This window comes from Pseudoselenomonas ruminantium, from assembly GCF_900104055.1.
Taxonomy (GTDB): Bacteria; Bacillota; Negativicutes; order Selenomonadales; family Selenomonadaceae; genus Selenomonas_A; species Selenomonas_A ruminantium_C.
The window spans coordinates 67310-79182 of record NZ_FNJQ01000012.1 but is presented as its reverse complement, the minus strand read 5'-3'; the positions used below and the strand labels follow the sequence as shown (position 1 = coordinate 79182).

7 protein-coding genes and 2 pseudogenes are annotated in these 11873 nt (G+C 53.6%); 4 read left to right on the top strand and 5 right to left on the bottom strand.

The genetic code is table 11. The features are described 5' to 3' along the window. Window positions 1-248 (top strand): annotated as a pseudogene (locus tag BLQ59_RS16185) (hypothetical protein); the annotation flags it as partial. Window positions 249-479: 231 nt separating this feature from the next. Here BLQ59_RS16185 and BLQ59_RS06875 read toward each other — a convergent pair. From BLQ59_RS06875 to BLQ59_RS06860, 4 genes are all read right to left on the bottom strand, one after another. Continuing rightward, window positions 480-2729, bottom strand: coding sequence for an alpha-galactosidase (locus BLQ59_RS06875; RefSeq protein WP_074572138.1), 2250 nt, complete (start codon window positions 2727-2729; stop codon window positions 480-482). A gap of 17 nt (window positions 2730-2746) precedes the next feature. Beyond that, window positions 2747-5890: a beta-galactosidase, LacZ type gene (locus BLQ59_RS06870; protein WP_074572137.1), complete on the bottom strand. Its 3144-nt coding sequence runs from the start codon at window positions 5888-5890 to the stop codon at window positions 2747-2749. Between the two features lie 237 nt (window positions 5891-6127). After that, entirely contained in the window at window positions 6128-6559 is a 432-nt protein-coding gene (locus BLQ59_RS06865; protein ID WP_014425563.1) for a flavodoxin, read from the bottom strand. 23 nt (window positions 6560-6582) lie between these two features. Continuing rightward, window positions 6583-7101, bottom strand: a complete 519-nt coding sequence (locus BLQ59_RS06860; protein WP_050992814.1) for a DUF3793 family protein — start codon at window positions 7099-7101, stop codon at window positions 6583-6585. A gap of 314 nt (window positions 7102-7415) precedes the next feature. On the opposite strand from BLQ59_RS06860, the gene dcuC reads away from it, so the two are divergent. Next, window positions 7416-8801, top strand: a complete 1386-nt coding sequence (gene dcuC / locus BLQ59_RS06855) for a C4-dicarboxylate transporter DcuC (RefSeq protein ID WP_074572136.1) — start codon at window positions 7416-7418, stop codon at window positions 8799-8801. A gap of 316 nt (window positions 8802-9117) precedes the next feature. Here the strand turns inward: dcuC and BLQ59_RS06850 are convergent, their stop codons facing one another. Further along, window positions 9118-10092, bottom strand: a complete 975-nt coding sequence (locus BLQ59_RS06850) for a LacI family DNA-binding transcriptional regulator (RefSeq protein WP_074572135.1) — start codon at window positions 10090-10092, stop codon at window positions 9118-9120. A 348-nt stretch (window positions 10093-10440) separates the two neighbouring features. Between BLQ59_RS06850 and thiM the strand changes: the two genes are divergently transcribed. Further along, complete coding sequence (gene thiM, locus BLQ59_RS06845; RefSeq protein ID WP_074572146.1) at window positions 10441-11259, top strand: hydroxyethylthiazole kinase; 819 nt, start codon at window positions 10441-10443, stop codon at window positions 11257-11259. Next, window positions 11246-11851: pseudogene (gene thiE, locus BLQ59_RS16380) on the top strand (thiamine phosphate synthase); the annotation flags it as partial. The gene thiM and the pseudogene thiE, both read left to right, overlap by 14 nt. Window positions 11852-11873: the final 22 nt, after the last annotated feature.

Here is an 11873-nt window from a genome sequence, read left to right as displayed (position 1 = left end):
CTGGCGCTCAGACTGTCGCTCCCACAGCAAAAGCACTCCCCCGTGAGCCCCAAGATACGGAATCAGCAATCGGCACGAACCGTTGCTCCCGTAACAAGAACATCGATGTGTTTGCAGCTTACAGCCGAGACTTAGCTATTTTGACACAGATATACCTTTGGGTGGAGGCGGGGATGCTTATTCGCCGACGGAACGACTGCCTGAACGAAGTGAAGGCTGGCCCGCAAACAAACGTTGCTGGAAACTGAGCTGAACATACGCGCCGCCGGCCTGCCCGGCGCAGGTCGCTAGAAACTGCGTACTTCTGCTGGCGGGTCATTTAGTGAAGTGGCGAAGAAGTATCCCCGCCTCTGCCCCACAAATCTGTAACCAATTGCGTTTAAGCACGTACCCACAAACTGCAATTTTAGCGCAAAAGCCCGCTGACGAAAATGTCAGCGAGCTTTTGGTTGTAGGGGATATTGAACAGCCACCAATTATTATTTTTTCTCAAATACCCACATATAGCCGGCAAAGTCCGTGTCGATCTTCTCCACGCCCAGACCGTTATACATGAGTTCATCGCCATAGAAAAGCTGTCCCACCGGACTCATGGACTTCTCCCCGCCAAAGTCCATGCTGGTACGCTGGGCGGGCAGGTAGTCCACCAGTTCATATTCTGCGTCCGCAGCCAACGCCGTCAACTGCAGGGTACGGATGGGTGTCGCCGGTTCAGCCAATGTCTTGAAGTAGAGTACGACTACTTCCTTGCCATCCTGGCTGACAAACTGCCAAGCCGTTTCGTTCTTCGTGCCGGCAAAGGGCGTCAGCAGACGGTAGAACTTGCCTAACTGCAAAGTGGGACGAAGCTTCTTATAGAGCGCCACATGCTGTCTGACCTGCTCTTTTTCCGCCTCGCTCATGCGGGTGATATCCAATTCATAACCAAAATCTCCGCCAAAGGCGCAGAGAGTCCGCGTCTGCAAGCTGGTCACGCGACCGACCTGATGGTTCGGCGTCACCGATACATGAGCGCCCATGGTCAGTGGCGGGAACACGAGGCTGGTGCCGCTCTGAATGGACAGACGGCAGATGGCATCGGTGTTGTCGCTGGTCCAGGTCTGCGGCATATAGTAAAGCATGCCCGCATCAAAGCGGCCACCGCCGCCCGAGCAGCTCTCCCAAAGGATATGAGGGAACTTCGCCGTCAGGCGTTCCAGCACATCATAGAGCCCTAACACGAAGCGCGTCTTGGTCTCGCCCTGATGCTCAGCAGGCAGCGCCCCCGAGAAAGCTTCGGTCAGATGGCGGTTGAAATCCCATTTGACATAATCGATTTCGGCCGACGCCAGCACATCGCCCACGGCCTTGACGATATAATCACAGACTTCCGCCCGCGACAGATCCAGCACCAGCTGATGGCGGCCAAAGCTGTTCTTGTAATCCGGCACATGCAGGATCCAGTCCGGATGGGCACGGAAAAGCTCCGAATCCTCGGAAATCATCTCGGGCTCGAACCAGAGGCCGAATTTCAGCCCGCGTTTATGGGCCGAAGCGGCCACGCCCTTGAGGCCCTGCTTGAGCTTATCGGTGTTGACAAACCAGTCGCCCAGACTGCTGTTGTCGTCATTGCGCTTGCCGAACCAGCCGTCATCGAGCACTAAGAGTTCCAGCCCCAAATCGGCCGCCGACTCGGCCAGACGGTCAATCTTTTCCTCGTCAAAGTCAAAATAGGTAGCCTCCCAGTTATTGACGAGAATCGGGCGCAGTTCATGCTGGTATTTGCCCCGCACGATATGCTCCCGCACGGTCTGATGGAAAACCTGGCTCATGCCATTAAGGCCTTTATCGCTGTAAACCAGCATGGCTTCCGGCGTCTGGAAGTTTTCCCGCGGAGCCAGATGCCATTTGAATTCAAAGGGATTGATACCGCCGATGACGCGGGTGGTGCCAAACTGCTCCACCTCCGTCGTAAAGGAAGCCTCGCCGCTCCAGATCAGGCTGAAGCCATAGACCTCGCCGCTGGTTTCGCCGGCATCCCTGCGGGCCAGCGCCAAAAACGGCGACTGCTGATGGGAGCTTGCCCCTCTGCGGCTGCCCGTTTCCTGCACGCCGCGCATCAGCGGCACGCGCTCTAAGCTGCGCTCTGCCGCATGGCCGCCGTAGAGGCTCAGGCGGTCAAAGTCATGGTCCGCAAAATCCAGCGCAAAGCTGGCAGCATTGGTGAGATCCAGGGCCTCACAGCCGCAGTTGGTCAACCTTGCACTGCGGGTGAGCAGCGCCGAATCGGCCATCAGGGTATAGAGCAGTTCCACCGCTAATTTGCCCTGACTATCCAACAGGTAGATATGCAAGGTTTCGGCTTCGCTTTCCTGAGCATAGACGGCAGGCAGGCCGGCAAGTTTTGGCTTGCCCTTGGTAATCTTATAGCCATCGTAGAAGAGTTCTGTCACCGTCGTGCCATTGCCGAGCCGCACTTCATAGGCAGGCAGGCGGTAATCCCCATGGCCATAGGCCGGATATTCCTGCGGCACCACATCCAGGGAGAACGTGCGTTCATTGGGATATGCTGCCGGCTGGGGCGAAAACGCCCGGTCAATGGACTGCAAAGGCGAGCTGTCCCGGAACTTCTTCAGGGGGCGGCCCCAATAGCGGTGCAGGAGATAACGCTCCCGCACCACCTGCAGCACATAGCTGACATGGTCATTATGCAGATGGAAAATTCCGGTTGACTGGTCAAAATCAATCATGATTGGCCTCCTTATACTTAGATCCCTTTAAAGAAAAATTCCAGATGTTTCGTTTCATTCTGCAGGCGATATTCCGGGAGTACCGGTGCGCCCCAGGTATCATCGCCGCCGACGCCGCACTGGCCGGACGAAGCCCGCAGATAAGTATGGTGCACCTGCGGCAGGTCATAGCTATGGCGGGCATTTTCCAGTTCATGGGCGCTGTAGGGCAGCGCCGAAGCGGACAGGGGAATATCGCCGCTGATGCGCACGCCTCTGCCCCGCTTGTCGGTGACTTCCAGCCAGCGCACGCCGTTATGATTGCCACATTCCTGCGGCAGCAGATATGCTTCCATTTCTCCTGCGACCGTAGAATTGAAGATGCCCAGTTTGGCCCCTTCCTGACGGTCAATATAGTTGGCCTGCGGGCCGAAGCCATAATAGCGCAGTTCACTGTAGTCTGCCGGCAGGGTGAAGAGCATGGCAAAATCCGGAATCTCCGGCAGGCCGGCTGCCTGCTCATAATCCAGCTCCGTCTTCAGGCTGCCATCGGCGCAGACCGTATAGGTCAGCTGACAGGAAGATAAGGGCTGTGTCGCCAGTTCATAGGTGAAACGCACGCTGACATTGTGGGCATCATATTCCTGGATGCCCAGCTGGCCGAACCAGTTGAACTCCTGCCAAGCGCCTTCCAGCAGCATTTCCTTCTTCACACAGCGCCGGTAAAGGCTGGCCAGTTTCCACTGCGCCACGGCAAAGTCCCGGCGGCAGCCGTAATCGTTGTCGACAGGGGCACGCCAGAAGGAAGGTTTCGGCATTTCCTCCAAGAGTTCCACACCATCGTATTTATAGGAAACGATATTGCCCTGAGCACTGGAGAACAGGATTTCCCCGCCAGCGAACTGCACGCCGAGATTGATATCGCCCCGTACCACATGCAGGGGTTCCTCACTGCGCTCCGTCAAGGGCAGATTCGCAGTATAATGCGCCGGTCCGCTGACTTCGCCATCGGCCACAGCTTCAGCGGGACTTGCCACTTCGACTTCCTCGACCTGCCATACGCCCTGACCGAAGGCCATTTCATGACCTTTCTTGGCCCAGGCCGTATCCTCTTTCAAGACCAGCGCTGCCGTCAGACATTCTTCCCCGGCATCGGTTACCGGCAAATCTGCCAATTCCAGCCGCAGGCTTTCGCCGGGCTTGACGCTCGGTGCTGCCTCGGTCTTTTCCCAGACCTTCTTGCCATCCAGCAGCAATTCATAATGCAGGTCATATTCCGCTGCATCCGTGAACAAGCTGATATTTTCAATGGTTACGCCGTCGGCTTCCACCCGCAGATGGAAATCCTGATAGTTGAACTTCACATCCTGCAATTTGGCCGTAAGCTTGCGGTCCGCATAGAGAATGCCATCCCCGCTGAAATTATAGTCGCTGGAGCGGTCGCCGAAATCGCCGCCATAGGCCAGGAAGTCCTTGCCATAGCGGTCTTTTTTCGCCAGCGCCTGATCGACGAAATCCCAGATAAAGCCGCCCTGATACAGAGGCTCCCGCTCCGTGAGTTCCGTGTACTTGTGCATGCCGCCGTTGCTGTTGCCCATGCTATGGGTGTACTCGCAGCAGATAAAGGGCTTATCCCTGTGCTCAGCCAGGAATTTTTCGATATCGGCCACCTTCGTATACATCTGGCTTTCCATATCACTGGTGGCATTGTATCTTCTATCCCAGAAAATGCTTTCATAGTGCACGAGGCGCGTGGGATCCGTCTTGCGGAAATACTCGCTCATGGCAAAGATATCCTTGCCGCCACAGGACTCATTGCCGCAGGACCAGATGATGATGGACGCATGATTCTTGTCCCGTTCCAGCATGGATTGGGCGCGGTCGAGGATGATTGCCTGCCATTCATCATGGTCATTGGGCAGGGTATTTTCATCGCGGGAGAGCACGCCGTTCTTCTGCCATGTGCCATGGGTTTCAAGATTCGTCTCGTCAATCACATAGAGGCCGTACCGGTCACAGAGCTCATAGATATACGAGCTGTTGGGATAATGCGAGCAGCGCAGGGCATTGATGTTATGCCGCTTCATCGTGATGATATCCTGCTCAAAGGCCGCCGGGTCCATGGCCCGCCCGCGATAGCAGTCGAACTCATGGCGGTTCACGCCCTTGAATACGATGCGCTGGCCATTGATTTTCATCAGGCCATCTTCGAGTTTGAACTCACGGAAGCCCACATTATAGGGAATGACCTCCTGCAAATTGTCCGCATCATCATAGACAGCCAAAAGGAGTTTATACAGATGCGGATGCTCGGCACTCCAAAGTTTCGCGCCTTTCACCGACAGGATAAATTCATCCTGCCCTGCGGCCCCGCTGATATCCTCCTCAGCAAGAAGCTCACCTTCCGGCGTAAACAGGCTGACCTTGATTTTCTTGGCATGTGCCCCTGACCAGCGGATTTCGCCTGTCAGCTCGCCGTCATGGTAATCGTTTACCGGAAGAGCCGTAAGCTTCAAATCCTCCACATGGATACGCGGCTTGGTATAGAGAAGCACCTCACGGAAAATCCCGCCAAAGCGCCAGAAGTCCTGGTCTTCGATCCAGCTGCCCGAAGAGAAGCGATAGACGCGCAGTGCCAGCTTGTTCTCGCCCTCCGTGAGATACGGCGTCAGATCAAAATCCGCCGGGGTAAAGCTGTCCTCGCTGTAGCCTACATAATGGCCGTTGAGGTAAACTGCCACCGCTGACTCCACGCCGGCCAATGACAGATAGAGATTCTGCCAGCCAGCAGGCAGGCGGAAATACTTCACATAGGAACCCGTGGGATTGAAATGCTCCGGCACCTGACCGGGAAGCACGGCTTCATGTCCATCCCAGGGATAGGTCTGGTTCGTATACTGCGGCACGCCATAGCCCTCGAGCTGGAAATGCGCCGGCACTCTTATCGTATCCCAATCACGGCAGTCAAAGTCCGGCTGCTCAAAGCCCTGCGGCGCAAGCTGCGGATTCTTCGCATAGTGGAAATGCCAGAGTCCGTCCAAACTGCGCACGAAGGATGATTCTCCGCGATTCAGTTCTGCCATATCGGCATAAAAATGATGATCGCTATGTGCAGGCAGGCGATTCTCTTGGAAAAACTCAGGATTGGCCAATTGGGCCAGAGAAAATCTGGATTCAGACATGGTATTTCCTCCCTAAAATCTATATAGTAAGCTTACTGGACACCTAACGGTGTCCACACGCCCTTACACGAACACTAAGCTCTCACTGCGCCTTTGGTTTGTGTTCGCTAAATGTTCATAGTAAACGATTTCTTTTCTTTCTACGCTCATTATACACGCAAAAATAAGAAAAAACAAGCGATATTTTCGCTTGTTTTTTCAAGGTATACTATGGCTTACAAAATTGGTATTTTCAAATCACAAGGACTTTACGAAGTCTTCCCCCAGCTGGCGGCAATCGGCAAGTTCCGCATCCCCGGGAGCATTTTCGACGATCAGGCCGTCGGAGAACAATTTGGCACCATCCCCGCGGGTGCGCTCGGCCCAGCTTTCCATCCAGGCGCCGCCGCCCCAGCCGTAGGAGCCAAAGAGCGCCACAGGCTTGCCGGAGAGGCTTTTTTCTGCATCCGTGAAGAGCGGTTCAAAGGAACCTTCTTCGAGCACTTCATCCCCCATGGCCGGGCAGCCAAAGATCAGCCCATCATAGTCAGGCACGCTGGAGGCCTTGAAGGATTCCACTTCAAAGAGGCTCACATCCCCGCCAGCCCCTTTGGCACCTTCTTCAATAGCCTTGGCCATGGCCTCGGTATTGCCCGTGCCAGACCAATAAACAATCGCAACTTTACTCATCGATAAACCAAACCTCCTTATTTTCATACGGCCTTGACTAAATCGGGGAGACTGGCGCCCCCCTCCAGCCGCAAACAAAAATCCTGGGTACAGTCAGCATACAGATCAAAGAGCGCCCTTGTTTCCCGTTCGTTGACGTACACCTTCCAATAACCACTGTAGGCAAAATCCTGCCCTTTGTGCTGGATGAAACCGGCTACATCCTCCGGGGGATACCCCAGAAACAGGCCCACCTCATGGGGAAAGGATTTTTTGAGCTGCATCCGCATTTTCAGATACTCAAGCATCCCCATCAGGGTATCGTCATGACGATATCCCAGCTGCTTCAGTATCTTCTTCGCCGCCGGCTGAGCCAAATCCTTCAACAGGGACTTCTTCCGATAAAAGAGCAGGAGCACATATTCTTCCCCTTCTGACAGACGGAAAACCGATATACCCTTGCAGTTGAAACACGGCAGATAGTCAGCCAGCATGGCCTCAAAATCATCGAACCGGCTCTTCTGAAACGAGAGCAGGCTGGCCGTCTTGAGTCCCATCAGCATGGGAGCTGCATGAAAGCCCAGCAAGTGTTCAAAGCCCGCTTTCCCCAATTAGCATCACCTCACAAATGATAACTTTTATCGTTTGCATCACAAGGCTATTATAATGCAATTGATAATTATTTGCAAGATAAATTTATGACTGTCAGCAAAAACTTCCTTGCCACCTGCAAGAGGTTATTGTATTATAGTTATGTATTATTAAATTTTATTTTTATATAAATTATAATAATACAATATTACATCCGGGGCAAACGAAACCGCAATATAAAATTGTAACATTGTAATCATCCCGGAAGAAATTTTGGAGGTATCATATGTTAGGTCTTCTTATCGCCACCATCGTGGTGGTCTGGGTTGCCCGCTTCGTGCTCAAGAAGTATCCGGCGCAGCCTGTACTCTTTACCGCCGGCATCGTGATGATGCTGCTGGCGCTCATCTTTGGCCTGGGTGAAATCCTGCCGGCCAAACAGTCCACTGGCTCCCCTTGGCTGGATATCATCCAGTCCATCAGCCTCGCTTTCAGCAGTCGCGCAGCCAAACTCGGCATGATCATCATGCTGATTGGCGGTTTTTCCAAGTATATGGACTGCATCGGCGCCAGCACTTCGCTGGTACGCATTGCCATCAAACCGCTGAAGAAGCTCGGCCATCCCTATCTGGTGCTGGCCCTAACCTCTGTGCTGGGCAACTTCCTAGCCATGTTCATCAGTTCCGCTTCGGGCTTTGGCCTGTTGCTCATGGTCACGATGTATCCGGTGCTGGTTCGTCTGGGCGTAAGCCGGATTGCGGCCTGCGCCGTGATTGCCACCACTTCCGCGCCGGGCTGGGGCCCTGCCGGTGCTGACAACATCTTTGCCGCCGAACTCATCGGCATGGACATCGTGCCTTACTTCATGCAGTATCAGGTGCCTGTCGGCCTTTGCACCATCGCGGCGCTGGCCATCACCCACTTCTTCGTCCAGCGCCATCTCGATGCCAAGAACCCGGACGAAATGGCCGGCAAGGATGTATCCGCTGCCGTGACCGAGGAACAGGCCAAGGCTCAGGAAACGCCGGCTGTGCCTTCCTTCTATGCCCTGCTGCCCACCCTGCCATTGCTGCTGGTGCTCTTCTTCGGCCTCAATGAAAACACGGGCATCAACATGGATATCAGCCTCGCAACGCTTGTCAGCATCTTCCTGACCATGCTGATTGAATTCATCCGCCATCGCGATGGCCTAAAAGCCTGCAAGGATATCGGCGCCTTCTGGAACGGCATGGGGCTGCAGATGGCTGCCGTTGTCACCCTTGTAGTCGCTGCCGAAACCTTCTCCAAAGGCTTGATGTCCCTCGGTGCCATCGACACCCTGATTCAGGGCGCGCAGAACGCCGGCTTTGGCGGTATCGGCATGATGTTCGTGTTCGTAGCGATCATCATTGCCGCTACCCTCATCACCGGCAGTGGCAATGCCACCTTCTTCGCCTTCGTACCATTGGCACCGAAAGTCGCCGCACTTTCCGGCATTGCCCCGGTACTGCTGGTACTGCCTATGAATTTCGTGTCCAATCTGGCGCGTTCCCTGTCGCCAATCGCTGCCGTCATGATTGTCGTGGCAGGTGCCGCCGGTCTCTCCCCTATGGAGCTGGCCAAACGCACCTTTATCCCCGTGTCCTTTGCCACAGCAGTCAACATTGCCGTGACGCTGATATTATTCTTCTAATATAAAAAACAGGCTGGCTATAAGCAATCACTTATAGCCAGCCTGTTTTACATTGAAATAAAGCCCTTCTTGTTACCAAGTAATAGATTTAGATGTTTTATTTTTCAGCTGGGGAAGCTGTATCCGGAATGGGGATAACCGGTTGTCGCTAAAACTATTTACAATCAGCACTTATTTCATGGGGGATTCAAGCTTCTGACCTGTAAAAGATGAAGCTGTCAGGAAAAACCAGTTCTAATTTATCGAACCGGTTCGATAAATATTATTATAGCATTCCCTGTTTTTTTGTCAAGATTTTTGCCCCAAAGTAATGACATCAACAAGTATCCCCTGGCTGGAACGAAGGGGCAATCATCCACGGCTTTGAATCCTGCTCGCCTTTGATCATGGCAATGAGCTTACACACGGTCAGTTCTGCCAGCTCTTTTATCGGCTGCCGAATGGCCGTAAGGGGTTGTGTTCCCATCTGCGTGATCAGCGTACCATCATAGGCCAGCAGTTTTACCTCCTCTGGTACCCGCAGTCCTCGTTCCTGCGCCACATAAAGACAGGCTGATACGGAAAGGTCTGCCCCCAGGATTCCATCCACATCTGGATATGCAGCAAACAGCTGCCGGGCTACCTGCATAAAACTTGCATAGGACGGTTCATTCCACGGTCTTTCAATCCGATCAACCTTCACACCTTGACCGGTCAGTATTTCCGCTGCCACCCGGTGATAATCATCCGCCGGTATTTTCATAATGCCGCTGCCTACGATTTCCACTACATGCCGACAACTATGATGTAAAAAAACCTCCGCCGCCATCTTCCCCCCCTGACAATGATCACAATGCACAATGGGGATACAGTCATTCAGATAACGATCAAAGGCTACCACAGGCCGTTCCAGATTATCATAAAGCCCTTCATCCAAAGAATGTGCGCCCATAATAATCCCATCCATATTGCGCCGTTTCAACATTTCCACAAAATTCCGTTCGGCATTGTCTTTGGCATGCGTACAACAAAGTATCATCTTATAGCCGGCATTATATAATGCCGTTTCCATCTCACCAATCAGCTCGCCAAAAAAGGGATGTGCTGCCGATGGCATGATAACTCCGATGGTATTGGTTCGGTTCAATGACAGACTGCGGGCCACACCGCTAGGCACATAGTGCAATTTTTCCATGGCCGCTTCCACCTTGCGGCGGGTTGGCTCTGATACATAGCCTTTTTTATTCATCACCAGTGACACCGTACTCGGTGCCACGCCAGCTTCCCTGGCTACATCCTTTATCCTGATCATTATTCCTCCTGCTAACATTGACAATCCCCATGTATAAGTTTCTGCTAATTATTGTAACAATAAAATACCTCCACAACAAGCAGAAACATTATAGTAAAAAAGTGTTGTATATTTGACAAAATCACACCTTACCGCTAAACTAAGGACATAATCGCATACACGGGAGCTCGCAGACGGGCTGAGAGGAAGTTGTGCACTTCGACCGTAGGAACTGTACACAGTTCCATACCTGATTTGGATAATGCCAACGTAGGGAAGTAGGAATAACGTCATTATGGACTATCCAAAATTGGATAGTCCTTTTCGTTTGCCCATTTCCCTCCAGCTGAAGGAGGAATTATTTTGCATATGTTTACTACCTGGGAAAATATCCGCCAAACCGCGCCACTGATTCACCACATCACCAACTATGTGACGGTGAACGATGTGGCCAATATCACTTTGGCCTGTGGGGCCAGCCCCGTGATGGCGGATGATGTGGAGGAAGCAGCGGAAATCACAACGCTCGCGGCTGGTCTGTGCCTCAACATCGGCACCTTGAACCAGCGCACCATTCCCGCCATGCTCTCCGCCGCCCACAAGGCCAGTGAACTCCATCACCCCATTGTCCTTGATCCGGTGGGCGCTGGTGCCACCGCCCTGCGCACCCGAACCGCACAGGAAATACTCGCCACTGCCCCCATCACCTGTGTCCGGGGTAATATCTCGGAAATCAAGACCTTAGTCAACGGCACGGGAAGTACCCAGGGGGTGGATGCCGCCGCAGTGGATAGCGTGACAGAAGAAAACCTTGCAGCCTCCTGCGCTTTTGCCAAACAGGCCGCTGTCACCTTGAACACCATTATGGCCATCACCGGGGCCATTGATTTGGTGGCAAATGAAAAGACCTGTTACGTTATCCGCAACGGCCGGCCAGAAATGAGCCGCATTACCGGCACAGGCTGCCAGTGTTCCGCCATCACTGCCGCCTGCATTGCTGCGAATCCCAAACAGCCATTGGAAGCTGCCGCCACAGCCGTGATGGCCATGGGGCTGGCGGGAGAAATCGCCTACGAGCATTTACAGGACTGCGAAGGCAATGCCACTTACCGCAATCGTATAATTGATATTATCTGTCAGCTGACCGCTGAGGATTTGACAAAGGGGGCCAAGTATGAAATCCGCTAATATCACCGCCAAGGATTTACGGCTCTACGCCGTAACAGACCGCCGCTGGCTAAAGGGAGCGAGCCTTGCCAGCGCCGTTGAAAAAGCCCTGCAGGGCGGCGTCACCTGCGTCCAGCTGCGGGAAAAAGATTTACCTTACGCAGAGTTTCTCGCCACCGCCAAGGAACTGAAAAGAATTTGCCAGCAGTATCACGTTCCCTTTATCGTAGATGATAATCTGGACATCGCCCTGGCCTGTGAAGCCGACGGCCTCCATATCGGCCAAAAGGATATGCCCGCCGCCAAGGCGCGGGAGCTGCTGGGACCGGATAAGATTCTCGGCGTATCCGCCCAAACTGTGGAGCAGGCAACAGCCGCCTATAAGGCAGGCGCCGATTATTTAGGCGTAGGAGCAGTATTCCCCACAGGCACGAAAGATGATGCGGTGGAAGTCACCACCGCCATGCTAAAGGCCATCACCACCGCTGTGCCCATCCCTGTGGTGGCCATTGGCGGTATCAATGCTGAAAACATCCGCCAGTTAAAAGGCACTGGCATCGCCGGAGCAGCGGTGGTATCAGCCATCTTTGCCCAGGAAGATAGTCAAAAAGCTGCCGCAGAGCTGCGTCAACTTC